This window comes from Pseudomonas sp. FG47 (assembly GCF_057809115.1).
In genome coordinates this window covers 37,133-60,875 of the sequence record NZ_JBMDJI010000010.1, presented here as the reverse complement: position 1 = coordinate 60,875, position 23,743 = coordinate 37,133, and the positions used below count along the sequence as shown (strand labels likewise).

At 64.2% G+C, this 23,743-nt stretch carries 20 protein-coding genes; 12 read left to right on the top strand and 8 right to left on the bottom strand.

Annotated features, from left to right (window positions below; translation table 11 throughout):
- Position 1: 1 nt before the first annotated feature.
- Both ACODS5_RS10730 and ACODS5_RS10725 read right to left on the bottom strand, forming a co-directional pair.
- Complete coding sequence (locus ACODS5_RS10730; RefSeq protein WP_489108636.1) at positions 2-2,053, bottom strand: hybrid sensor histidine kinase/response regulator; 2,052 nt, start codon at positions 2,051-2,053, stop codon at positions 2-4.
- The gene (locus ACODS5_RS10725) at positions 2,043-2,492 is read right to left on the bottom strand and encodes a nucleoside deaminase (protein ID WP_134691999.1); all 450 of its coding nucleotides are present in this window, start codon (positions 2,490-2,492) and stop codon (positions 2,043-2,045) included. The genes ACODS5_RS10730 and ACODS5_RS10725 overlap by 11 nt, the downstream gene beginning before the upstream one ends.
- Before the next feature lie 126 nt (positions 2,493-2,618).
- Here ACODS5_RS10725 and ACODS5_RS10720 point away from each other — a divergent pair, with 126 nt between their 5' ends.
- Complete coding sequence (locus ACODS5_RS10720; protein ID WP_489108635.1) at positions 2,619-3,305, top strand: type 1 glutamine amidotransferase domain-containing protein; 687 nt, start codon at positions 2,619-2,621, stop codon at positions 3,303-3,305.
- Positions 3,306-3,392: 87 nt separating this feature from the next.
- Here the strand turns inward: ACODS5_RS10720 and hppD are convergent, their stop codons facing one another.
- Entirely contained in the window at positions 3,393-4,469 is a 1,077-nt protein-coding gene (gene hppD / locus ACODS5_RS10715) for a 4-hydroxyphenylpyruvate dioxygenase (protein ID WP_489108634.1), read from the bottom strand.
- Positions 4,470-4,783: 314 nt separating this feature from the next.
- On the opposite strand from hppD, the gene ACODS5_RS10710 reads away from it, so the two are divergent.
- Complete coding sequence (locus tag ACODS5_RS10710; protein WP_489108633.1) at positions 4,784-6,370, top strand: EAL domain-containing protein; 1,587 nt, start codon at positions 4,784-4,786, stop codon at positions 6,368-6,370.
- Positions 6,371-6,403: 33 nt separating this feature from the next.
- Positions 6,404-7,291: an EamA family transporter RarD gene (gene rarD, locus ACODS5_RS10705; protein ID WP_489108632.1), complete on the top strand. Its 888-nt coding sequence runs from the start codon at positions 6,404-6,406 to the stop codon at positions 7,289-7,291.
- On the opposite strand, the gene ACODS5_RS10700 is transcribed toward rarD, so the two are convergent.
- Positions 7,254-8,825, bottom strand: coding sequence for a TerC family protein (locus ACODS5_RS10700; RefSeq protein WP_489108631.1), 1,572 nt, complete (start codon positions 8,823-8,825; stop codon positions 7,254-7,256). The two genes, rarD and ACODS5_RS10700, sit on opposite strands and share 38 nt — an antisense overlap.
- Before the next feature lie 262 nt (positions 8,826-9,087).
- Here ACODS5_RS10700 and ACODS5_RS10695 point away from each other — a divergent pair, with 262 nt between their 5' ends.
- A complete protein-coding gene (locus tag ACODS5_RS10695) occupies positions 9,088-9,669 on the top strand; it encodes a LysE family translocator (RefSeq protein ID WP_134691993.1) in 582 nt (193 codons plus the stop codon).
- Between the two features lie 49 nt (positions 9,670-9,718).
- Here the strand turns inward: ACODS5_RS10695 and ACODS5_RS10690 are convergent, their stop codons facing one another.
- Complete coding sequence (locus ACODS5_RS10690) at positions 9,719-10,495, bottom strand: AraC family transcriptional regulator (protein ID WP_134691992.1); 777 nt, start codon at positions 10,493-10,495, stop codon at positions 9,719-9,721.
- A gap of 10 nt (positions 10,496-10,505) precedes the next feature.
- Entirely contained in the window at positions 10,506-11,048 is a 543-nt protein-coding gene (locus ACODS5_RS10685) for a helix-turn-helix domain-containing protein (RefSeq protein WP_134691991.1), read from the bottom strand.
- 153 nt (positions 11,049-11,201) lie between these two features.
- Between ACODS5_RS10685 and ACODS5_RS10680 the strand changes: the two genes are divergently transcribed.
- The 4 genes from ACODS5_RS10680 to ACODS5_RS10665 all read left to right on the top strand — a co-directional run bounded on the left by ACODS5_RS10680 (position 11,202) and on the right by ACODS5_RS10665 (position 17,690).
- The gene (locus ACODS5_RS10680; RefSeq protein ID WP_134691990.1) at positions 11,202-11,984 is read left to right on the top strand and encodes an aldolase; all 783 of its coding nucleotides are present in this window, start codon (positions 11,202-11,204) and stop codon (positions 11,982-11,984) included.
- Between the two features lie 32 nt (positions 11,985-12,016).
- Positions 12,017-12,910, top strand: a complete 894-nt coding sequence (locus ACODS5_RS10675) for a dihydrodipicolinate synthase family protein (protein WP_134691989.1) — start codon at positions 12,017-12,019, stop codon at positions 12,908-12,910.
- A 286-nt stretch (positions 12,911-13,196) separates the two neighbouring features.
- Positions 13,197-16,592, top strand: a complete 3,396-nt coding sequence (locus ACODS5_RS10670) for an Ig-like domain-containing protein (RefSeq protein ID WP_489108630.1) — start codon at positions 13,197-13,199, stop codon at positions 16,590-16,592.
- A 144-nt stretch (positions 16,593-16,736) separates the two neighbouring features.
- Positions 16,737-17,690: an SCO family protein gene (locus tag ACODS5_RS10665; protein ID WP_489108629.1), complete on the top strand. Its 954-nt coding sequence runs from the start codon at positions 16,737-16,739 to the stop codon at positions 17,688-17,690.
- A 32-nt stretch (positions 17,691-17,722) separates the two neighbouring features.
- On the opposite strand, the gene ACODS5_RS10660 is transcribed toward ACODS5_RS10665, so the two are convergent.
- A complete protein-coding gene (locus ACODS5_RS10660) occupies positions 17,723-18,157 on the bottom strand; it encodes a hypothetical protein (protein WP_489108628.1) in 435 nt (144 codons plus the stop codon).
- A 184-nt stretch (positions 18,158-18,341) separates the two neighbouring features.
- Here ACODS5_RS10660 and ACODS5_RS10655 point away from each other — a divergent pair, with 184 nt between their 5' ends.
- Complete coding sequence (locus ACODS5_RS10655) at positions 18,342-19,619, top strand: bifunctional O-acetylhomoserine aminocarboxypropyltransferase/cysteine synthase (RefSeq protein ID WP_489108627.1); 1,278 nt, start codon at positions 18,342-18,344, stop codon at positions 19,617-19,619.
- Between the two features lie 63 nt (positions 19,620-19,682).
- Complete coding sequence (locus ACODS5_RS10650) at positions 19,683-20,447, top strand: hypothetical protein (RefSeq protein ID WP_134694074.1); 765 nt, start codon at positions 19,683-19,685, stop codon at positions 20,445-20,447.
- 132 nt (positions 20,448-20,579) lie between these two features.
- Here the strand turns inward: ACODS5_RS10650 and ACODS5_RS10645 are convergent, their stop codons facing one another.
- A complete protein-coding gene (locus ACODS5_RS10645; RefSeq protein ID WP_489108626.1) occupies positions 20,580-20,882 on the bottom strand; it encodes a DUF3077 domain-containing protein in 303 nt (100 codons plus the stop codon).
- A gap of 381 nt (positions 20,883-21,263) precedes the next feature.
- Here ACODS5_RS10645 and ACODS5_RS10640 point away from each other — a divergent pair, with 381 nt between their 5' ends.
- Together ACODS5_RS10640 and ACODS5_RS10635 are read left to right on the top strand one after the other, a co-directional pair.
- The gene (locus ACODS5_RS10640; RefSeq protein ID WP_489108625.1) at positions 21,264-22,169 is read left to right on the top strand and encodes an AraC family transcriptional regulator; all 906 of its coding nucleotides are present in this window, start codon (positions 21,264-21,266) and stop codon (positions 22,167-22,169) included.
- Between the two features lie 263 nt (positions 22,170-22,432).
- Positions 22,433-23,743 carry an ABC transporter substrate-binding protein gene (locus ACODS5_RS10635; protein ID WP_489108624.1) on the top strand — a complete coding sequence of 437 codons (1,311 nt, stop codon included), beginning with the start codon at positions 22,433-22,435 and terminating at the stop codon, positions 23,741-23,743.

The window sequence follows — 23,743 nt, the reverse complement described above, 5'->3', positions numbered from 1 at the left end:
CTCACGCCTGCAGCAAGCGCTGAACCCGCTCAACCAATGTCGCCAGCGAAAAGGGCTTGAGCAATAGATCGATACCTGGCTCATCGAGCAGTGCCTGTTCTACTGGATCGTCATTGAAACCAGTGATGAACAGGATTTTCTGATCCGCATCCGTCAAGCGCAAGGCCTTGGCGACTTGCCGGCCGCTGAAACCGCCCGGTAATCCAATGTCGGTCACCACCAGGTCGAACGGGCCATGGTGTCGATACTCAGCCAAGGCGCTGTTGGCGTCAGCAACGCTGCAAACCTCGAAGCCTCGATCGGTCAGTATTTCCGTCATCACCCGCCGCAGGCCGGCTTCGTCATCCACCAGCAGCAGCCGCGCGCCCGTGACCTGGGCATCTATGGGCAGTTCCGGCTCGGGCACGCTGTCGAGACAACGCGGGAGCATCAGGACGACCCGCGTACCTTGCTCAAGCTTCGAGTCAAGCCAGACCTGCCCTCCCGACTGACGCACAAAACCATGAACCATCGGTAAACCCAGGCCGGCCCCTTGTCCGAGGGATTTACTGGTAAAGAAGGGGTCGAACGCACGCTGCACGTCTTGCGCCGACATGCCCTGCCCATCGTCCTCGATCTGCAGCATGACGTAATCGCCTGCCAGCAACTCGGCGTGGCCGGTATTGCCCTGCTCGACCCGCTCATTGGCGATGCGGATCGTCACGTTACCCTGGCCGAGGCAGGCGTCATGGGCGTTACTGCAAAGGTGCAGCAACGCGTTGCGAAACAGGTCCGGATCAAGTTTCAGTGTCCAGGGGGCCATGTCCACTTGCCAGCGCAGTTGTATGCCGCTACCCAGCGTCTGTTGCAACAATGGTTCCATCGAACCTAGCACGCGCTTGATGTCCAGTGCCCTGGGGCAAAGCGGCTGGCTGCGGGCAAATGCCAACAGGTTGCGGGTCAGGCCTATGGCCCGCTCGGCAGCCTCGCGGGCCATTGCCACGTAAGCGTCCAGGTTCTCCGAGCGGCCCTGGGCCAGACGCCGGTCCAGCAGCTCGAGGCTACTGCTGACCCCGGAAAGCACGTTGTTCATCTCGTGGCCCATGCCTGCGGCCACCTTGACCAGCGGCTCCATCCGCTGGCTGTCGAGCACCGTGGCCTGGGCCAGGCGTTGCACGGATTGCCGCTCTTCGGTGAGGTTGCGCCCGACCAGGGCGGGCAAACCTTGGTCGCAGGCACCCCGCCAGCGAAACCACAGGTAATGACCGTCGCGATGACGCACCCGGCCATCGAAGTGGTCCATTTCGGCGCCCTGGCGCAGTGCGCTCAGCCCGAGCATGGCCTCAGTACGATCAGCGGGGTGGAACAGCTCCGGCAACCCGAACACCCGCGACTCGTCCTCGGACCAACCCAACAAACGCTGCCAAGCCGGATTGGCCATGCGGATCCTGAAGTCGGCATCGAGCAACAGCATCAAGTCGCCAGACCAAGGCCAAGTTGGCGTGGGGTTGGCCAGGTGATGCGCCAGCCGGGCCTCGAAGGACTGCGCCAGTTCCCGCCACTGCCGGGTCGTTTCGACACTGGCGGTGGTCTCGATCAAGGTATGCAGGAATCCGGCTATCTCTTGGCGGTCATCATGCAAAGGTGAAAAACTACCCGTGACCCAGACCGTTGCCGCGCCGCCTTGGCGCTCGATCGGCAACGGCGCATCCGCCAGCAGGCTGCCGCGCCCTTCGAGGGCCATGAACACCGATGGACCCAGGCTCTCCCAGGCATGCGCCCACAGCTGATCGAAGCGCTGGCCCTGAATGTCCGCGACTTCGCCCAGCAGTAGCTTGTAACCCTGGTTGTGAACCAAGGTCAGCTCCGGCCCCCATATCAACGCGCAGGGAAACGGCGACAACAACAGCATGTCGACGGCGATACGCAAGGCCGCAGGCCACAGTACCAGGGGCCCTAGGGGGGTAGTGCCCCAGTCGAAACCGGTGACTACTTCGTTCGGCCCGGCCACCGTCGCCGCAGAGCGCCGCAATTGGATGACTGGCTCGGCAAATGGGTCCTGCTCAGCGGCCAATGTCTTCGTCCCAAAGCTCAGGCTTGCTGGCGATGAACTCGCGCATCAGCGTCTTGCAGGTCTGGTCATGGCGTATCTCGAGCGTCACCCCACGGCCGCTCAGCAACTGCTCTTCACCCATGAAGGTGTCATGCTCGCCGATAACCACCTGCTTGATGCCGTACAAGAGGATGGCCCCGCTGCACATGGCGCAGGGCGACAGGGTGGTATACAGCGTGGCCTGCTGGTAGACGCTTGCGGGCTGGCGCCCGGCATTTTCCAGGGCATCCATTTCACCATGCAGGATGGCGCTGCCTTGCTGTACTCGTCGATTGTGTCCGCGACCGATGATCTTGCCATCGTGCACCAGCACCGATCCGATCGGTATACCGCCCTCTTCCAACCCTTTGCGGGCCTCGTCGATAGCGGCCTGCATGAAGGCACAAGTTGCCTGGTCCATGGTCTTTCCCTGGGGTGCAATTGTTTTGCAGCAGACTAGCACAACACTCGCCGCAGCACGGCTATGCTCTATAGGCTCTCGCTGGCTTGGCCATCCGTTTCCCATGGGTTCGACGGGTATGCACACATGAACAAGAAGATCCTGGTCGTGCTGACCAACACCGCCAAATATCCAGAATTGAAGCGCGCCACAGGGCTGTGGCTGGGTGAAGCCGTGCACTTCGTCGACAAGGTGCAGCAAGCCGGCTATAGCGTCGACTATGTCAGCCCGGCCGGTGGCTACGTGCCGATCGACCCGCACAGTTTGCAGATGGCGCCGGAGCTGGACTGGCAGTGGTACAACGACAGGGCCTTCATGAACCGCCTGGGTGCCACCCTGAACCCAGGCCAGGCCAAGGCCGAGCACTACAGTGCGATCTACTACACCGGCGGGCATGGGGTGATGTGGGACTTCCCCGACAACCAACCCTTGCAGGACCTGGCGCGGCGTATCCATGAACGGGGCGGCGCGGTGGCGGCGGTGTGCCATGGCGTGGCCGGGCTGCTCAACATCAAGCTCAGCGACAACAGCCTACTGCTCAAGGGGCGCAAGGTAACCGGCTTCTCCAACACTGAAGAGAAACTGGCCGAGCTGGATAAGGTGGTGCCGTTTCTGACCGAAAACGAGCTCATTGCCCGCGGCGGTGAGTACAGCAAGGCCGATGACCCCTGGGCACCCTTTGTGGTGGAGGATGGCAGCCTGATTACCGGGCAGAACCCCGCCTCAACCAGCCAGGTCGCTGACGCCGTCATGCGCTTCCTGGACAACCGATAACCAGCACAAAAGCATCACGGGGCAAGCCCGCTCCCACGTGAATGTGGGAGCGGGCTTGCCCCGTGATAGCTTGTGGCCTGAAACGGCTTACTCGACGCTCAGCACGCCACGGCGCACCTGGTCGCGCTCGATCGACTCGAACAGCGCCTTGAAGTTGCCTTCACCGAAGCCATCGTCACCCTTGCGCTGGATGAACTCGAAGAAGACTGGGCCCAACAGGGTTTCCGAGAAGATCTGCAGCAGCAGACGCTTGTCGTTGGCCTCGGACGCGCCATCCAGCAGGATGCCGCGGGCTTGCAGCTGGTCAACCGGCTCACCGTGACCGGGCAGGCGCTCTTCGAGCATTTCGTAGTAGGTTTGCGGTGGCGCGGTCATGAAGCGCATGCCGCACGCCTTGAGGGCATCCCAGGTCTTGAGCAGGTCGTCGGTGAGGAAGGCCACATGCTGGATGCCTTCACCGTTGAACTGCATCAGGAACTCTTCGATCTGCCCAGCGCCCTTGGACGATTCCTCGTTCAGCGGGATGCGGATCATGCCATCCGGGGCGGTCATGGCCTTGGAGGTCAGGCCGGTATACTCGCCCTTGATGTCGAAGTAACGGATTTCGCGGAAGTTGAACAGCTTCTCGTAGAAACCGGCCCAATAGGCCATGCGCCCGCGATAGACGTTGTGGGTCAGGTGGTCGATGATCTTCAGGCCAGCACCGACCGGGTTGCGGTCGACGCCTTCGATGAACTTGAAGTCGATGTCGTAGATCGAGCTGCCTTCTTCATAACGGTCGATCAGGTACAGCGGCGCGCCACCGATGCCCTTGATTGCCGGCAGGCGCAGCTCCATCGGGCCGGTTTCGATCTCTACCGGCTGAGCACCCAGCTCCAGGGCGCGGGCGTAGGCCTCATGGGCGTTGCGCACGCGGAACGCCATGCCGCACACCGACGGGCCGTGCTCGGCGGCGAAGTACGAGGCGATGCTGTTGGGTTCGTTGTTGAGAATCAGGTTTATGCCGCCCTGGCGGTACAGGTGCACATCCTTGGAACGGTGGCTCGCCACCTTGGTGAAACCGAGTATCTGGAACACCGGCTCCAGCACGCCTGGGGTCGGCGAGGCGAGCTCGATGAATTCGAAGCCTTCCAGGCCCATCGGGTTTTCGAAGATATCTGCCATGTTCGTGTCCTCATCTGCAGCGAATAACGGTTGATTAGTTGCTTTGGATGTCGAACAGCAGTGGAGGTGAACAGGGAATGCCGCGCACGCTACGGGCAAGGAAGTCACCAATGATCAGCTTGAACCCATGGTATGTCATATGGACCCATTCTCAGCGGGCTTGATTCCCCGGAAAGCGGAGAACCTTATTGTTTTATTCGTAAACCGATTCTACAGGGCGTAAATAGCTTTGTCGCGCTTTAGTTCGCAGCCTGTGTCGACAAACGGCTATCCTTCGCTTCATCACGCCCGCGAACCACAAGGTTTACCTGCCCATGCCACTGACCGCCAAACGCCCTGCCCGCTGGAACTGGCGCTCGTTGCTGCCATGGGTGGTGGGCGTGCTACCGCTGCTCTGCGGGCTATTGGTGATGCGCTGGCAGACCGAACACGACCTGCGCGTCAGCAGCCAGACCACCGCCAAAGAGGTGGTCGGGCATATCGAGCAGATCCTCGACAGCCTCTCCAGCGCCGCCAACCACCTGCTGCCCATGGCCGGCCTGCCCTGCGAACAGGTGCAATTGGCGCTGCGCGTGGAGGTCACCCGCAACGCCTTCGTGCGCTCGACCAACCTGTTCGACCGCGACACCCTTTATTGCTCGTCCTTGTTCGGCGATTTCGACGAGCCGGTGGATGTCCGTGACTATACCGGCGGGCAACTGTGGCTGATGGACGGCAATTCAGTCACCCCGGGCCACCCACTGCTGGTCTACCGGGTGAGCGAGGATGGCCGCGGGGCAATCAGCACCGTGGACGGCGGCCACCTGCTCACCGCCCTGCGCCTGATCGGCGAGGACGACGAACTGCAAGTGCAGGTAGGCAACCACTGGATGGGCGCAAATGGCAAGGTTCTACCAGGTACCCCGCCGATAGCCGCCAGCGCTGCGGTGACCTTCTCCTCCACCCGCTATCCGTTCAGCGTGCACGGCGGCTATGCCGCCAGCAAACCTGGCGAGGTGATGCGCGCGCGCTACCCGGCGCTGCTGAGCCTGCTGCTGGTGCTGGGCGTGGTCGCCGGCGCTGCCTGCCGCTGGCAACTGCGTAGGGCCAGCTCCCCACGCGCCGAACTGGAGCGGGCGCTGGAGGCCAACGAGTTCGTGCCCTACTTCCAGCCCGTGGTGCGCAACGGCGACTACCATTGGGCCGGCATCGAAGTACTGATGCGCTGGCAACACCCACGCGAAGGCCTGGTACGCCCCGACCTGTTCATTCCCTATGCCGAGCACAGTGGCCAGATCGTCGCCATGACCCGTAGCCTGATGCTGGCCACTGCCCAGGCCCTGGCCCCTCACGTCATACTGTTGGAGGACGGCTTTCATGTCGGCGTCAACATCACCGCCGACCATTGCCGCGACCTGAGCCTGCTCGACGACTGCCAGACCTTTCTCCAGCACTTTCCCCCAGGGCGGGTGGTGCTGACCCTGGAGCTGACCGAACGCAAGTTGCTCGAACCCACGCCGATCACCCTCGAGCTGTTCGAAAAGCTGCACGCGCTGGGGGTAATGATCGCCCTCGACGACTTCGGCACTGGTGTGTCCAGCCTCAACTACTTGCGCCAGTTCAAGGTCGATTACCTGAAGATCGACCAGAGCTTCGTCGCCATGATCGGCGGCGACGCGCTGTCCCAGCATATCCTCGACACCATCATCGAACTGTCGGCCAAGCTCGACCTGGGCATCGTCGCCGAAGGCGTGGAAACCGCGGTGCAGCGCGATTACCTGGCGCGCCACGGTGTGGACTTCCAGCAGGGCTACCTGTTCGCCCGGCCAATGCCCGCCCATGAGCTGCTCCTGGCCCTGGCCGCGCGTCCCGGCAGCCCACGGTTGCCGCAAGGCAACGCCCCTGAGATCATGCGCGGCTGATCCACCCGCTCACTTCCCGTTTCCGAGGCATTCGTGTCAAAAGGCATTCTTTCGTCGGTCATGGCGTCCTGTCTGTTCGCCGTGATGTACTTCTATACCTCCTTCCTCAAGCCCCTCGACGGCGAGGAGATCTTCGGCTGGCGAACCCTGCTGACCCTGCCCTGCCTGACCTTGTTCATGCTGGTATCCAAGGACTGGAAACGCGTCGGCGAACTGCTCGGCCGGGTGCGCCGCAGCCCGGTCCTGCTGCTGGGCATGCTCGGCACCTCGTGGCTGATGGGCGTGCAATTGTGGTTGTTCCTCTGGGCACCGTTGCACGGGCGCAGCCTGGAAGTGTCGATGGGCTACTTCCTGCTGCCACTGGCCATGGTCCTGACCGGGCGGCTGGTCTATGGCGAGCGCCTGTCGCGCCTGCAAAAGGTGGCGGTCGGCTGCGCGGCCCTGGGGGTGGGCCACGAGCTTTACCAACATGGCAGTTTCGCCTGGGAGACGTTGCTGGTGATGATCGGCTACCCGATCTACTTCGTGCTGCGCCGCCGCTGCCGCACCGACCACCTGGGGGGGTTGTGGTGCGACATGTGCCTGCTGCTGCCGTGGGCCCTGTACTTCGTCATCCAGGGCCCGTTGTCAGCGGCGGACCTGGCCGAACACCCGGGCCTGTACGGGCTTATCCCGCTGCTCGGGGCGATCAGCGCCAGCGCCCTGATCGCCTACGTGCTGGCCAGCCGGTTGTTGCCGTTCAGCCTGTTCGGCCTGCTCAGCTACGTCGAGCCGGTGCTGCTGGTGGCAGTGGCCCTGCTGCTGGGCGAAACCATCGGCCCGGACCAGTGGCTGACCTACCTGCCGATCTGGGCCGCGGTGCTGGTGCTGGTGCTCGAAGGCTTCAAGCACCTGCTGCGTCAACGTCGGCGCCCGGTGTAAGACGCACCTGGCGCACCCGGCGCTCCTCCACCGCGACCACGGTCATGACCCAGCCATTCCAGGCCAGCCGATCACCGACCACCGGCAGGCGGTCCAGCAAGCTCATCACCAGGCCCGCCAGGGTCTGGTAGTCCTCGGTGGCGCGAGCCACGAAGCCGGTACGGGCCTGCACCTGGGCCAGGTTCAGGGCGCCGCTGACGACAAAGCCACCCTCCTCCTCGACCACGCCCGGGCCCTCCACCTCGCTGGCATCCGGCAGTTCTCCGGCAATCGACTCGAGGATGTCGGTCATGGTCAATACGCCGGTGAAATCACCGAATTCGTTGACCACGAAAGCGATGTGCGTCGACTGCCCGCGCATCTGCTCCAAGGCGTTGAGGATGCTGAAACTCTCCAGCAGGTTCAGCGGGGCACGAGCCAGGGTTTCCAGCTCGGGCTGGTTGCCAGCCAGCAACTCCTTGAGCAGCTCCTTCTTGTGCACGAAGCCCAGCGGTTCATCGATACGGCCTTGGCGAATCAGCGGCAGGCGTGAGTACGGCGAGTTGATCAGGGCCTGGGTAATCACTTCGGCCGGCTGCGACAGGTCAATGGCGTCGACCTTGGCGCGCACCGTCATCACGGTGCGGATCGGCCGTTCGGCCAGGTTCAGCACGCCACTGATCATCACCCGTTCACGGCGGTCGAACACCACTTGCTCGTCGCCACCTGCCACCAGGTCGGCGATTTCCTCACCCACTTCATCAGCCTCTACCCGGCGCCCACCCATCAGGCGCAGCACGGCATGGGCGGTGCGCTCACGCAGCGGCCGGTGCTGCTGCACGCTACGCTTGCGGCGGGCGCGGGCCAGTTGGTTGAACAGCTCGATCAGCAGCGAGAAGCCGATGGCCGCGTACAGGTAGCCTTTGGGGATATGGAAGCCCAGGCCCTCGGCGGTGAGGCTGAAGCCGATCATCATCAAGAAGCCCAGGCACAGCATGATCACTGTCGGGTGTTCGTTGACGAAACGGGTCAGCGGCTTGCTGGCGACGATCATGATGCCGATGGAGAAGACCACCGCGATCATCATCACCGACAAATGCTCGACCATGCCCACGGCAGTGATCACCGCGTCCAGCGAGAACACCGCATCCAGCACCACGATCTGCGCGACGATGGGCCAGAAGGCGGCATGACGCACCGCGCCACTGGCCTGGGCGACATGGCCCTCGAGGCGTTCGTGCAGCTCCATGGTGGCCTTGAACAGCAGGAACACACCGCCGAACAGCATGATCAAGTCACGGCCGGAGAAGCTCTTGCCGAAGACCTCGAACAGCGGCGCGGTCAGCGTCACCATCCACGAGATGCTGGCCAGCAGGCCCAGGCGCATGATCAGCGCCAGCGACAGGCCGATCACCCGGGCGCGGTCACGCTGGTGGGGCGGCAGTTTGTCGGCCAGGATGGCGATGAACACCAGGTTGTCGATACCCAGCACCAGCTCGAGGACGATAAGCGTCAACAGGCCCAGCCAGGCCGTGGGGTCGGCTAGCCATTCCATTAGCGGGTACTCACTGGGGAAGCGTCACGGGAACGCGGGGAGGAAGGCCGGGATGGCCAGGGACTGGGGGGCTCCGCGAAGGTGCTCATATAGACCTTGATAGAAAATAGGGAAGACGATCCTACAATCGAAGCAGAATTCTCTGATAGCGCAAAACTATTACAAAAGCTGTAACAGGAGCGGATGGGCATTTTTGTTCAATACAGCACCCCTGCGCCGCGCCCAGGATGAGGGCCTGTTCACCCTTGCAAGGAACCAGTGCATGAGCCTTTCACTGTCCATGGCCGCTTTCGCCCTGGCCGCCTCCATCTCCCCTGGCCCGGTCAATATCGTCGCCCTGGGCAGCGGTGCCCGCCATGGCCTGCGTGCCAGCCTCGGGCATGCGGCAGGTGCCACCCTGGGGTTTTGCCTGCTGCTGGTGCTGGTGGGGCTGGGCGTGCACGAATTGCTGCTGCGCTGGCCACTGCTGGAACGCCTGCTGCACTGGGGTGGGGTGCTGTTTTTGCTGTACATGGCCTGGAAGCTGGCCAGTGACGATGGCCGGCTTGGCAGCGACGATAGCCGACAAGCACCCAGCGCATGGCATGGCGCAGCCATGCAGTGGCTGAGCCCCAAGGCCTGGTTGGCGGCCGTGGCCGGCATCGGTGCCTACACGGCGGGCGAGCAGCCGTTGTTGTGGCTGTTCACCTGGATCTACGCGCCGATCTGCTTTGTATCCGTGGCCAGCTGGGCCTGGGCCGGCAGCATGATCCGCCAGTATCTGCGCGAGCCGTGGCGAATGCGCTTGCTCAATCGGCTGCTGGCGGGATTGCTGGTGGCGAGCGCGTTGTACCTGATGGTGTGAGGCGGACGGTTTGCGCCTTGTAGCGTGGCAAGCCCGTTCCCACGCTGGCTCAGCCGTTGCGATAGTGCCCCGGCGTGGCCGCCAGGTGTCGTTTGAATGCTCGCTGCAGATGGGCCTGGTCGGCGAAACCCGCCTCCAGCGCTACCTCGGCAATCGGCCTGCCGGCGCGCAGTTGCGCCCGGGCATGTTGCACTCGTTGGTCGAGCAGGTAGGCATGGGGCGTCAGCCCGAAGCGCTTGCCGAACGCGCGAATCAGGTAGGCCCGCGACAGGCCCGCGGCGGCGCACATGTCCTCCAGTGTCAGCGGGTCGAGGCGATGCGCACGGATGAACGCGGCGGCCAGCTCAAGGCGCGGATGACCCGCCGGCTGGCCGCTCGCATCGGTTTCCAGCAACTGCGGCAACGCCCTGAAGAACGCCTCCAGCTGCGCCTCCCGGCCCTCGCCCCTGGGCTCGAACAGCCCGGCGAACACCCCCAGCAACTGCCCGTACAACGCCGCCGACGCACTCAAGGCCACCGAGGGCAACTGGAAACCTCGGGCCAACAGCCAAGGCATGTCGACGAATAGCATCAGGTACGACCACGGCTGGCCGTCGATCGGGTTGCAGGTGTGCACCACCCCGGGGTTCATCAACACCGTGGTGCCTGCCGCCACCTCGTGCCGGGCGTTGCCAGTCAGGTAGCTGCTGCGCCCGCCAGTGATCACGCCGATCGAGAAACTCTCGTGGGAATGCGCCGCATAGCACACCTGGCGGCCGTCGCCGACACGGCGGGCCTCGACAAAGGGCAATGCCGGATCACGCCAGAACCGCGAGGCCTCGATCATCGCCAGGCCCTCAGCCTTCGCCGCCCTGCACCACCACCAGCAACTGCGCCTGGTGCTCGCCCGCCGAACGCAGGCGATGGGGTGTCTGGGCATTGAAATGCAGGGCGTCGCCGGCCTCCAGCAACACCCGCTCGCTCATGAAGTCGACCTCCACCTGCCCTGCGTGGACAAACAGGAATTCCTCCCCCGCATGTTCCTTGAAGGTCGGATCACTGAACTCGCTTGGCGGCTGGATCAGGAACGGCAACAGGCTGCGCTGGCCTACCTGCGAGGTCAGTACCGCATAGCCCGGGCCTTGACCATCGCCCACCAGCGCCTGGCGCTCGCCACGGCGCACCAGGCTATAACGCGCCTGGCCTTCGCACTCATCGGCGAACAACTCCTCGACATTGACGTTCAGCGCCCGCGCCAGCTTGAGCGCGGCGGCGATCGACGGGGTGTTCAGGCCACGCTCGACCTTGGACAGGTAGCTCTTGGTCATGCCGGACTTCTCAGCCAGCTGCTCAAGGGTGACGCCCAGTTTCTTTCTCAGCAGTTTCAGTCGGATAGACATGTGACGCGGGTTTCCCAAACAAACGCACTTGCATATGACACTTTGTGTCATATAGGATAATTTGTGTCATGTGGTGGTTCGCCCCCTCACCGTCCAAAGCTCGGGGGCGAGCCAGCCCTGGCACCCAATATCAAGCCACAGAGGAAGATCCCCATGGCCAACACCCTCACCCTCAGCAAAGACCAGTTGGTGCAAAAGGCACTGACGCAGATGCAAGGCTCGCTCGCCGATAATACGTGGACTGTGCGCGAAAAGCTGGCCCTGACGTGCCGAATTCTCTTCGACCATGGCCATGACTCGGGCCTGGCCGGGCAGATCAGCGCCCGCGGCCCGCAACCCGGTACCTTCTACACCCAGCAACTGGGCCTGGGCTTCGACGAAATCAGCGCCAGCAACCTGCTGCTGGTCAACGAAGACCTCGAGGTGCTCGAAGGCCAGGGCATGCCCAACCCGGCCAACCGCTTCCACAGCTGGGTGTACCGCGCTCGCCCGGATGTCAACTGCATCATCCACACCCACCCCACCCACGTGGCCGCCCTGTCGATGCTCGAAGTGCCGTTGCAGGTCTCGCACATGGACCTGTGCCCCCTGTACGAGGACTGCGCGTTCCTTGAAGCCTGGCCAGGCGTGCCGGTAGGCAACGAGGAAGGCGAGATCATCAGCACCGCGCTGGGCGACAAGCGCGCCATCCTGCTCTCGCACCATGGCCAGCTGTCCACCGGGACCTGCATCGAACAGGCCTGCGTCTACGCCCAACTGATCGAGCGCGCCGCGCGCCTGCAACTGCTGGCGATGGCCGCCGGTACCATCAAGCCGATCGCCCCGGCGCTGGGCCGCGACGCCCACGACTGGATCGACCGGCCCAAGCGCCACGGCGCCGCTTTCAACTATTACGCCCGGCAGGCGCTGCGTGTCCACGCCGATTGCCTGAACTGACCCTGACTGCCTTGCTTGCGGAGCCTTGCACAATGACTAATCGATTCCACGGCATCATCGGCTACACCATCACCCCGTTCAGCCAGGACGGTGAACAGCTCGACCTGCCAGCCCTGGGCCAGTCCATCGAACGCCTGATCGATGGTAACGTCCAGGCCATCGCCCCGTTGGGCAGCACCGGCGAAGGCGCCTACCTGAGCGACAATGAATGGCAACAGGTCGCGCAATACAGCCTGGAGCGTATCGGCAAGCGCGTGCCGAGCATCGTCAGCGTTTCCGACCTGACCACCGCCGGCGCGGTGCGCCGCGCACGCTTCGCCCAGCAGCATGGCGCGGACGCGCTGATGGTGCTGCCGGCGGCCTACTGGAAACTCGGCGAAGCGGAGATCCTCCAGCACTACCGCGCCATCGGCGCGGCTGTCGACATCCCGATCATGCTCTACAACAACCCGGCCACCAGCGGCACCGACATGCCGGTGGAGCTGATCCTGCGCATCGTGCGCGAAGTGGACAACGTGACCATGGTCAAGGAGAGCACCGGCGACATCCAGCGCATGCACAAGCTGCAGTTGCTCGGTGAAGGCCAGGTGCCGTTCTACAACGGCTGCAACCCGCTGGCGCTGGAGGCCTTCGTCGCCGGTGCGGCGGGCTGGTGCACCGCGGCGGCCAACCTGATTCCCGAACTGAACCAGCAGTTGTACAAGGCAGTGCAGGCCGGCGAGCTGGAACAGGCCAAGGCCCTGTTCTACCGCCAGTTGCCCCTGCTCGAGTTCATCCTCAAGGGCGGCTTGCCTGCTACCATCAAGGCCGGTTTGGCGATCAGCGGATTGGCGGTGGGCGAGCCACGTCGGCCGGTATTCGGGTTGGATGACCCGGGCAAGGCGACATTGCAGGCCTTGCTCAAGCAGTTGCGTAACGCGGGCTGACTATTTGACCGCGAAGGGGCGACACATGATGTCGTCCCTTTTGCCTTGGGTGATACCGCCAAGACAAGGACATGTGGGGCGTATTCCACACCCAGGAGTGGGTGCCTGTCCCCAGCTTTGCGACAAGCCACGAGGGGGCTCTCTTTCGCATTATTGCAACATCTTGAAACATGTGGCGTTTCGCCATTTTTCTCTTGGCACAGCCGTTGCTCAAGCCCCTACAAGGCACATCGCCACCCCGTGCGGTGGCCCAGATGCCGGTCTGCACAACACGGGGCATACGGCAATGAAAAAACCAGCAGCAACCTCCTTTGCGGTGTTCAGGTTGTCCTCCCTCACGGCACTGCTGCTCAGCCTCGGGCTGGCCAGCGCGGTCGCGGGGTCGCTCGACGACGTGAGCCAGCCACCACCCACCGACCCGTCCGCCTACAGCGATCCGCCAGCCAACCCGGTGGATGCAGCGGCGGCGCTGGATGCACTGAAGACCATGCCCGAGGCCAACCAGGGTTCGCTGGAGCTCAGCAACAACGCCTATGGCGACCGCGCCACGGTGACCAGCAACAATGTGCTGCCCCCCACGTTGCAGACCTCGCGCAAGTACCCCACCAACGGCAAGCCCAGCCCACTGTTCGGCGCCGAGCCGTTCACCCAGCAACTGCTGCTGTTCGAGGAGTTCGGCCCGGAGAAGCTCGACCCGGCCACCCCGCCCTATGCGCTGACGTTCCCGCCCCCCGTGATTGGCGCCGCCCCCGCGCAAGACCCCGACTACGCCGCGCGCAGCAGCCCCAACGGCAATGCCCTGGAGGCCTTCCTCACCCAGCCGGGGCTGACGCCGTTCCCGTCGCAGTACGCCAACGTGCTCGACCGCAACCCATGGAAAGCGCAGATCGAGATGTTCCTCAACCGCAGCGGCGTCGGTTCGCCCGCCGAAGGGAGGCCGCCAGGAAAAGGCTGGTCGCACCAACGCTGGAACGAGTTCTACCCGCAGGCCGCATTCAAGACCGCCCAGGCCGGCGCGCGCATCAACCAGGGCCTGCGCGACCGCAAGCAACTGCACAACTACGCCAAGGGCGAATTCGCTCCTGGCGGCCTGTACTACCAGACCTCCGACATCCCCACCACCCTGGGGACCACCAAGGGCATCGACACGCGCTTCCACCCGAAGATGCCGCTGCAGAACCACAAGGCGCTGTGGACCTTCGACGGCACCTTCCCGGTCAAGCTGCTGATGGTGCGCTACGGCCAGCCGGTGCTGATGCGCCACTACAACGCCCTGCCCATCGACCCCTCGGCCAACAATGGCTTCGGTCTGCACACCATCTCCACCCACGAGCACAACGGTCACTCGCCGGCCGAGAGCGACGGCTTCGCCAACGCCTATTTCTTCCCTGGCCAGTACTATGACTACCGCTGGCCGATCCAACTGGCCGGCTACGACACCATCAACACCCGCGCCCAGGACCCGCGCGCGGCGTTTCCCTGCGCGCCGGGCGAAACCCTGTTCGTCAACGATGCCTCGCCTGGCCTGAAAACCTGCGAAAACGGCAGCATCAAGATCCGCGGCGACTGGCGCGAGACCATGAGCACCCACTGGTTCCACGACCACATGCTCGATTTCACCGCGCAGAACGTCTACAAGGGCAACGCGGTGATGATGAACTACTACTCGGCCCTGGACCGTGGCAACGAAGCCTTGCAGGACGGCGTCAACCTGCGTTTGCCCAGCGGTAGCGCCATGCCCTGGGGCAACCGCGACTACGACGTCAACCTGGTGGTCGCCGACAAGGCCTGGGATGCCAACGGCCAACTGTGGTTCAACCCATTCAATACCGACGGTTTCCTCGGTGACCAGATCCTGGTCAACTGGCAGTACCAACCCAAACTGAAGGTGCGTGCGCGCAGCTACCGCTTCCGCATCCTCAATGGCTCGGTGTCGCGCTACTTCAAGTTTGCCGTGGTCCGGGAAGTGCCCGGCAATAGCGGTGAGCTCAAGGGCCCGGCGGGCTCCAATGTGTCCTACAACCGCGTGCCGTTCCACATGATCGCCAACGACGGCAACATCATGGAACACGCCGTGCCGTTCGACGGCAGCCTGGACCTCAACGGTGACGGCAACCTGCAGGACAACAACGCCATCCTGCCGTTGCAAGGCATCGCCGAACGCTACGACATCATCATCAACTTCGCGAAAAACGGGATCAACGTCGGCGACAAGCTGTACTTCGTCAACCTGATGGAGCACGAAACCGGCAAAGGCCCGAAACAAGCGATCGCGCTGGCGGATGTGTTGTCCGAGAAGTACAAGGCGGTGATCCGGCAGACCAGCAAAGGCCCGGAATGGGACGGCGGCGATCCGGTGGTCGGCAAGTTCCTGCAATTGATCGTGCAACCCTACAGCGGCCAGGACCTCAGCATGAACCCGGCCCTGTACGAGCCGGCCAAGCCCGGCAAGGCCGCTGGCCTGGTGATGATCCCGTTGCCGATCGACCGCAACAGCGTCAGCGAACAGGCCAAGATCAAGGCCGCGCGCCACCGCGAGTTCCTGTTCGGCCGCTCCGACGGCACCGACAGCGCGCCATGGACCATCAAGACCGACGGCGGCTTCGGCTACAGCATGGATCCCCGGCGTATCAACGCTGCGCCGCAACTGGCCAGCGAAGCCACCGAGGGCGGCTTCAGCGGCGACGGCACCTTGGAAGTGTGGAAGATCAAGAACGGCGGCAATGGCTGGAGCCACCCGGTGCATGTGCACTTCGAGGAAGGGGTGATTCTCAGCCGCGACGGCAAGGCGCCGCCGGAATGGGAAAAATGGGCACGCAAGGACGTCTACCGCATCGGCCCGGATGCCGACTCCTCGGAAGCAGTGGAAATGGCCATCCGGTTCCGTGAGTTCGCCGGCACCTACATGGAGCACTGCCACAATACCCAGCACGAGGACACCTCGATGCTGCTGCGCTGGGACCTGGAGCACCCCGGCCAGTTCCAGATGATGCCGACCCCGCTACCGGGCTGGGATGGGGTGCAATACGTCAACTCTGCGGCCCTGCCGACCTTCCGCACCGCCAGCAGCGGCCCGGGCAACGACGCCAACAAGCCGCCGCTGGCCGTCAACGACAGCGCCGCCACCACCGCGGGCAAGCCGCTGGTGCTCAACGTGCTGGCCAACGACACAGACCCCGACGGCAACCTGCCGCTGAGCGTCAGCAGCCTGGCCCAGCCCGATTCCGGCCAGGGCGTAACCAGCAGCAACGGGACCCAGGTGACCTACACCCCACCGGCCACGGTCGCCAGCCCGTTCACCGCCAGCTTCACCTACGCCACCCGCGATGCCAAAGGCCTCGAGTCGCTGGCCCCGGCCACGGTGAGCATCGCGGTCTCGCCTGCGCTGCCGATGGACGATATACAGGTCAGCAGCGCCAGCGTGCAGTTGCGCAGCAACAGTCGCTGGACCTGGGAGGTTTCCGGCACCACCTCGGTGGCCGCCGGCAACAGCATCCGGGTGACCAGCAACACCACCAGCGGGCCGCTCGACCTGGGCCTGGCGACGTTAAGCGCCAGCGGTTCCGGCGCGCGCTGGAAACTGTCGGTGACCACCACCGGCAGCGGTCCGGCCTCGCCACCGACGGTAACGGTCAAGTCGGCGCTGGGGCAGAGCGTGACGGTACCGTTGAGCATACGTTGAGACCGCCAAGCCCCAATAGGAGTTTGGCGTGGGAGCAGGCTTGCCCGGCGATGAACGCACCGCATGGCACCGGCCTTGCCGGTGTTCGCGGGGCAAGCCCGCTCCCACGCTGCCCTGGCCTGTCCCTGACCAGAGGGTAAAACCATGCCCCGCCTCTGCCGCCTGCTGTTCCTGCTGCTGCTTACCCTCACCCTGCCCTGGTCAGTGCCCCCCACCCGCAGCGCGACACCGTCCACCCCCTGGGGCGCCGACTATTTCCCCAACATCCCCCTGCTCACCCAGGACGGCGACAAGGTGCGTTTCTTCGACGACCTGATCAAGGACAAAGTGGTGGCCATCAACTTCATCTTCACCGGCTGCGGCGACTCCTGCCCGGTGGAGACCGCGCGCCTGCGCCAGGTGCAGAAGCTGCTGGGTGAGCGCGTCGGGCAGGACATCTTTTTCTACTCCATCAGCATCGACCCCTACAACGACACCCCCGCCACCCTCAAGCGCTACGCCCAGAAGTTCGCCATCGGCCCCGGCTGGACCCTGCTCACCGGCGAGGCCGCCGACATCGAGCAACTGCGGCGCAGCCTGGGCCTGTACATCGAGGGCCTGGAGAACGGCCGCAGCAAGGACCACAACCTCAGCCTGATCATCGGCAACCAAGCCTCCGGGCGCTGGATGAAGGCCTCGCCGTTCGAAAGCCCGTACATCCTCGCCGACCGCCTGGCCAACAGCCTGCACAACTGGAAGACCGCCAGCGCCCAACGCCGCGACTATACCCAGGCGCCGGACATTCGCCCGCCGAGCGCTGGCGAACAGCTGTTCCGGACCCGTTGTTCCTCGTGCCATACCCTCGGCGATGCCGAGCGTGGCGTCACCCATGGCATCGGGCCAGACCTGCTTGGGGTGACCCGCCAGCGCGACGAGGCCTGGCTGAAACGCTGGCTGATGGCACCAGACCAGATGCTCGCGGCCAAGGACCCGTTGGCCATGCTGTTGTATGAGCAGTACAACCAGCTGGCGATGCCCAATATGCGCCTGGGCGAGACGGAGGTTGCCGCTTTACTGGGGTACCTGGACGAAGAAACCGCTCGGCTGCAGAAGCAGTAGAAGGCCTGCATGCCCTGTGGCACGGTACGCCGTCATGATGACGACCAGACCGGCCAGGCCAGCAGAAACCCCAAAAGGCTCAGGCACAGCACCATCCATCCGATAAAGATGGGCGGTGCAGCGCCCGTGCGTTGCCGGACACCACTGGACACCCAGATCACCGGCACCGTGCCTAGCGTGATCAACGCCTGCAACGCCATGACCAGGCCTGGCTGCATGGATTGGTGGTGCCAAGCGGCCAACAAGGCAAAACCGGCGAACGCGATAACCATCCAGCCCCAACCGACCAAATGGATCAATGCCAGCAGCAACAGGCGCACGCCATCGTCCAGCTCGAGCCAGCGTCGGGAAAGCGCCACGCTGTGGTAGGACATGAACTGCCGGCGCGTGCTGTAGACAACGCCGACAAACAGAATGAGCAGCAAGGCGGCGCCGTAAAAACAAGCTGAAGCGATCAGGCTCGACATGGCAGGGCTCCTGAATGCGCGCCGTCCGCTTGGTCAGGCGCAGGCGACGATGATGGCGCGAGGTTGCAACTGGCCGCTACTGGCAAAACTGCCAGGTCCGGCGCCAGGCGCGCGGCCCCTTGACCAACGTATCCAGCCCGCTCCATGCTCGAACGCTTCCACCCCACGCTCAAGGAATGACCGCATGAAGCTGGAAACACTCGCCATCCACGCAGGCTTCAGCCCCGACCCGACCACCAAGGCGGTGGCCGTGCCGATCTACCAGACCACCTCGTTCGCTTTCGACGATACCCAGCACGGCGCCGACCTGTTCGACCTGAAGGTCGCCGGCAACATCTATTCGCGCATCATGAACCCCACCAACGATGTGCTCGAACAACGCATGGCCGCCCTCGAGGGCGGAGTCGGCGCGCTGGCGGTGGCCTCGGGCATGGCGGCCATCACCTACGCCATCCAGACCGTCGCCGAGGCCGGCGACAACATCGTCTCGGTGGCCAAGCTGTACGGCGGCACCTACAACCTGCTGGCCCACACCCTGCCGCGCATGGGTATCACCACCCGCTTCGCCGCCCATGACGACATCGCCGCCCTCGAGGCGCTGATCGATGACCGGACCAAGGCAGTGTTCTGCGAATCCATTGGCAACCCTGCCGGCAATATCGTCGATATTGCGGCCCTGGCCGAGGCGGCCCATCGCCATGGCGTGCCGCTGATCGTCGACAACACCGTGGCCACCCCAGTACTGTGCCGGCCGTTCGAACACGGCGCCGATATCGTGGTGCACTCGCTGACCAAGTACATCGGTGGCCACGGCACCAGCATCGGCGGCATCGTCATCGACTCGGGCACATTCCCCTGGGCTGCTAACAAGGAGCGTTTCGCCCTGCTCAACACCCCTGACCCGTCATACCACGGGGTGACCTACACTGAGGCTTTCGGCGCCGCCGCGTTCATCGGCCGCTGCCGCGTGGTGCCGCTGCGCAACACTGGCGCGGCGCTCTCGCCGTTCAATGCCTTCTTGATCCTGCAAGGCTTGGAAACCCTGGCCCTGCGCATGGAGCGCCATACCGAGAACGCGCTTAAGGTCGCCCACTATCTGCAAGCGCACCCGCAAGTGGCCTGGGTGCAATACGCGGGCCTGGTCGACCATCCCGAGCATGGCCTGGCCCTGCGCTACACCGGCGGCAAGCCAGCGTCGATCCTCTCGTTCGGCATCCAGGGCGGGCAAACGGCCGGCGCGCGCTTCATCGACGCATTGCAACTGGTGGTGCGACTGGTCAATATCGGCGACGCCAAATCGCTGGCCTGCCACCCCGCGTCCACTACCCACCGCCAGCTCAATGACGAAGAGCTGGCGAAAGCCGGTGTGCCGCGGGACATGGTGCGCCTGTCGATCGGCATCGAGCACTGCGACGACATCATCGCCGACCTGGCCCAGGCACTGGAGGCCAGCCGCGGCTGAGCCATCCGCGCCCCACCCAATGCCGACGGCGGGCGCATGTTCTGCAAGCCTGGATACCCCGCAATGACCCTGCTTTACCTGAAACTGCTGGTCACCCCGCTGCTGATGTGGGCCATTTCCCTTGCCGCGCGTCGCTGGGGCAGCCTGCTGGGCGGCCTGCTTTCCGGCCTGCCGATCACCTCGGGGCTGGTGATGACCTTCCTGAGCCTGGAACAGGGCAGCGCCTTCGCCCTGAACGCGGTACCCGGCGCGCTGGGCGGGCTGGCGGCGGTGCAGGCCACCTACGCCTTCTACCTGTACGCCACGCGCAAGGTCGGGCTGGCCCCGGCGGTACTGCTGGCAGTGCTGTTCTACGGGCTGGCGGCCTATGCCTTTACCCATTGGGGCAACCTGTATGTGTCGGTGGCCGTGGCACTGCTGCTGATCGGCGTGCTGATCCGCGCCAGCGGCCGTGAACCCAAGCCTGACACCCTGGCCCGACCGCGGCACCGTTATTGGGAAATCCCCTTGCGCATGGTGTCCGCCACCACTTTGCTGATGGTCACCACCAGCCTGGCCAGTTGGCTGGGGCCAGCCACCAGCGGCATGCTTGCGCCCATCCCGGTGATCGCCTGGCCGTTGATGGTGTTCGCCCATATGCAGGGCGGCCGGGCAGGCATGGCGGCGATGGTGCGGGGCAATGCAATTGGTGCGGTGGGGGTGATTGCGTTCTACCTGGCCGTGGCGGCACTGCTCGAGCCGCTGGGGGTTGCCGTGACCATCACCCTGGCGATGCTGCTGGCGGTGCTGTTGACCGTCGCCCTGGCCGCAGCCTTGCGCAGGGCCTGAGCCGCTGCTTGTTCCGCCATAGGGCCGACACTGCAATCGCGGGGCGAGCCCGCTCCCACAAAAGCCGCATTGAACTTGAGCTGCAACCAAAAAGCCGCTTTCGTTTGCCCGAAAGCGGCTTTTGAAGGGCACTCACTCCCCTTCGCCCTTCTCGCCCCGCACCACCGGTAATTGCCCGTCGAGCATCGCTTTGGCCAGCCCGCTGAGGTAGTAGGTGGCGCGCATCAGTGTCTGTGCCTCGCGTGGTTTTACCAGCGCCTGTTGCGTGAGGCCGGTGATCACGCCGAGGATGACCGAGGTCTCCTGCAGCACCTCCCGCGTTGGCAAGCCCGGTATCGCCTGTACCCAGTTGCGAATCGAATGTCGCCCGGCACGTGTCGCCAGGCTGACGATCTTCAATTGCCCCGGGCCTTTCGGCCAATCGTCCTTGTTCACTCGCTGCCCCCTGTAATACCCGGTAGGAAAATCAAGAGCCCGCCGCGCCCAGCGCCTGGTGCCGACCAGGCCAGCCCACGCGATCCGTGCGTGATGCTCTGCCCAGAAACCTGGTCGATCCGTGTTGCTGGAGCGCGACGGGCAGGGCGAGACTAAAGCCCACGCTCACCCCGCCACAATGGCCAAACGGGTGGAAATGGGCCTTTAGGAAATGGCCTACAGCAACGCCGGAATGCGACATGTAGGAACGCTACCCCCCCTGCCCAGCGTCCGGACTTCGCGCTAGTGTGGTGTTTTGCAAATACACCCCATGATTCGCGAGTGTTTTTTGTGCAACAGCACACTAGGATGCCCCTTCGTCCCGCGGAGCCTGCCAGCACGATGCCCAGAACGAGCAAAGCCACCGACCCGTCCTACGAGCTGATGGACGACCACGAAGGCGCCTCGCTGATCTACCGCCAGCACGGCTTCCCCAGCCCGCTGGTGCGCTGGCACTTCCACAAGGAATACGAGCTGCACCTGATCGTCGCCAGCGCCGGCAAGGTGTTCATCGGTGACTACATCGGCAACTTCGCCCCCGACACGCTGTTCCTCACCGGCCCCAACCTGCCGCACAACTGGATCAGCCAGGTCGGCCCCGACGAGGTGGTGGGCAAGCGCGACATGCTGGTCAACTTCACCGACGAGGTACTCGAGGACGGCAGCCAGGTGTTCGCCGAGCTCACCCAGCTGGCCCCGCTGCTGGCCCGGGCACGCTACGGCATCGAGTTCCGCGACCCGGCACTGATCAAGGAGAGCCGCCAGCTGCTGCAACGCATCGCCGACAGCCGCGGCATGACCCGCCTGGGATACTTTTTTATCCTCATGGAACAGCTTGCCGCCTGCGATGACTACCAACTGCTGTCCACCGTCACCTCTTCGCAGCTGGCCGACGAACACAACGTCGAGCGTATCAACCGGGCGGTGGACTACATCTTCCAGCACTACGCCCAGGACCTGAGCCAGAACGAGGTGGCCGAGCACCTGGGCATGACGCCGACCTACTTCTCGCGGTTCTTCAAGCAGGCCGCCGGGCGCGGCTTCGTCGAGTTCGTCAACCGGCTGCGGGTGAGCAAGTCGTGCGAGCTGCTGGCCAAGGGCGAGCTGCCGGTGACCGAGGTGTGCTTCGAATCAGGCTTCAGCAACCTGTCGAATTTCAACCGACGCTTCCTGCAACTCAAGGGCATGACCCCTTCCGACTACCGCAGCCTGGTGACCCAGCGGCTGACCGAGCAGAACCGCGCCTGAACACCGTGCGCAATCTCCTGCAGGAGCGGCCTTGTGCCGCGAAAGGGGCGCGCAGCGGCCCCAGGGTTTCGGCGTTAACGCATCAATCGCCGGGGCCGCGGCGCGGCCCTTTCGCGACACAAGGCCGCTCCTACAAGGGAATGCGCATAGCAAAAAAGTATCAGCCAAGGTGCAGGCGAGGCGTTGTCGGCGTCGTCGCGCAACGGTGTAATCCACCGCGAGCGACACAAAAACAATAACGTCTTCCCCGAGGGAGTTCACCAATGAACGACTCGATCAAGGCCTGCCTGGCCGCCGCCTGCCTCAGCCTGCCGCTGCATGCCCAGGCCGCCGATACCCTGACCATCGCCACGGTCAACAACAACGACATGATCCGCATGCAGCGCCTGGCCAAGGTGTTCGAGCAGCAGCACCCGGACATCCAGCTCAAGTGGGTGGTGCTTGAAGAGAACGTACTGCGCCAGCGCCTGACCACCGATATCGCCACCCAGGGCGGCCAGTTCGACGTGCTGACCATCGGCATGTACGAAGCCGCGCTATGGGGTGCCAAGGGCTGGCTGGCGCCGATGACCGACCTGCCCGCCAACTACAACCTCGACGACGTGTTTCCCTCGGTACGCAACGGCCTGTCGGCCAATGGCACGCTGTACGCCCTGCCCTTCTATGCCGAAGCCTCGATCACCTACTACCGCAAGGACCTGTTCGAGCAAGCCGGGCTGAGCATGCCCGAGCAACCCACCTGGACCCAGCTCGGCGAGTTCGCCGCCAAGCTCAACCAGCCCGATCAGGGCCAGTACGGCATCTGCCTGCGCGGCAAGGCCGGTTGGGGCGAGAACATGGCGCTGATCGGCACCGTGGCCAATGCCTTCGGCGCACGCTGGTTCGATGAGCAATGGCAACCCGAGTTCAGCACCAGCGAATGGAAGAACGCGCTGAACTTCTATGTGAACACCCTCAAGCAATACGGCCCGCCCGGCGCCTCCAGCAACGGCTTCAACGAAAACCTCGCGCTGTTCAACAGCGGCAAGTGCGCGATGTGGGTCGACGCCAGCGTCGCCGGCTCGTTCGTCACCGACAAGACCCAGAGCAAGGTCGCCGACCAGGTCGGCTTCACCTTCGCGCCCAAGGAAGTCACCGACAAGGGCGCCACCTGGCTGTATTCCTGGGCACTGGCGATCCCCACCAGTTCCAAATCCAAGGACGCCGCCAGGACGTTCGCCACCTGGGCTACCTCCGAGGCCTACGGCAAGCTGGTGGCCGAGAAAGAAGGCGTGGCCAACGTGCCGCCCGGCACCCGCGCCTCGACCTACAACGACGCGTACCTGGCCGCCGCGCCATTCGCCAAGGTCACCCTCGAATCACTCAAGCGCGTCGACCCCAACCACCCCACCCTCAAGCCCGTGCCCTACGTGGGCATCCAGCTGGTGACCATCCCCGAGTTCCAGGCCATCGGCACCCAGGTCGGCAAGCTGTTCGCCGCCGCCCTCACCGGGCAGATGAAAGTGGACCAGGTGCTGGCCTCGGCCCAGCAGTCCACCGAACGCGAGATGAAGCGCGCCGGTTACCCCAAGTAA

Excerpts from the sequence above, each read along its gene's own strand:
- ACODS5_RS10725 (WP_134691999.1), bottom strand. The coding sequence starts at position 2,492 with ATGGACCAGGCAACTTGTGCCTTCATGCAGGCCGCTATCGACGAGGCC.
- ACODS5_RS10720 (WP_489108635.1), top strand. The coding sequence starts at position 2,619 with ATGAACAAGAAGATCCTGGTCGTGCTGACCAACACCGCCAAATATCCA.
- hppD (WP_489108634.1), bottom strand. The coding sequence starts at position 4,469 with ATGGCAGATATCTTCGAAAACCCGATGGGCCTGGAAGGCTTCGAATTC.
- ACODS5_RS10710 (WP_489108633.1), top strand. The coding sequence starts at position 4,784 with ATGCCACTGACCGCCAAACGCCCTGCCCGCTGGAACTGGCGCTCGTTG.
- ACODS5_RS10700 (WP_489108631.1), bottom strand. The coding sequence starts at position 8,825 with ATGGAATGGCTAGCCGACCCCACGGCCTGGCTGGGCCTGTTGACGCTT.
- ACODS5_RS10695 (WP_134691993.1), top strand. The coding sequence starts at position 9,088 with ATGAGCCTTTCACTGTCCATGGCCGCTTTCGCCCTGGCCGCCTCCATC.
- ACODS5_RS10690 (WP_134691992.1), bottom strand. The coding sequence starts at position 10,495 with ATGATCGAGGCCTCGCGGTTCTGGCGTGATCCGGCATTGCCCTTTGTC.
- ACODS5_RS10685 (WP_134691991.1), bottom strand. The coding sequence starts at position 11,048 with ATGTCTATCCGACTGAAACTGCTGAGAAAGAAACTGGGCGTCACCCTT.
- ACODS5_RS10680 (WP_134691990.1), top strand. The coding sequence starts at position 11,202 with ATGGCCAACACCCTCACCCTCAGCAAAGACCAGTTGGTGCAAAAGGCA.
- ACODS5_RS10675 (WP_134691989.1), top strand. The coding sequence starts at position 12,017 with ATGACTAATCGATTCCACGGCATCATCGGCTACACCATCACCCCGTTC.
- ACODS5_RS10670 (WP_489108630.1), top strand. The coding sequence starts at position 13,197 with ATGAAAAAACCAGCAGCAACCTCCTTTGCGGTGTTCAGGTTGTCCTCC.
- ACODS5_RS10665 (WP_489108629.1), top strand. The coding sequence starts at position 16,737 with ATGCCCCGCCTCTGCCGCCTGCTGTTCCTGCTGCTGCTTACCCTCACC.
- ACODS5_RS10660 (WP_489108628.1), bottom strand. The coding sequence starts at position 18,157 with ATGTCGAGCCTGATCGCTTCAGCTTGTTTTTACGGCGCCGCCTTGCTG.
- ACODS5_RS10655 (WP_489108627.1), top strand. The coding sequence starts at position 18,342 with ATGAAGCTGGAAACACTCGCCATCCACGCAGGCTTCAGCCCCGACCCG.
- ACODS5_RS10650 (WP_134694074.1), top strand. The coding sequence starts at position 19,683 with ATGACCCTGCTTTACCTGAAACTGCTGGTCACCCCGCTGCTGATGTGG.
- ACODS5_RS10640 (WP_489108625.1), top strand. The coding sequence starts at position 21,264 with ATGCCCAGAACGAGCAAAGCCACCGACCCGTCCTACGAGCTGATGGAC.
- ACODS5_RS10635 (WP_489108624.1), top strand. The coding sequence starts at position 22,433 with ATGAACGACTCGATCAAGGCCTGCCTGGCCGCCGCCTGCCTCAGCCTG.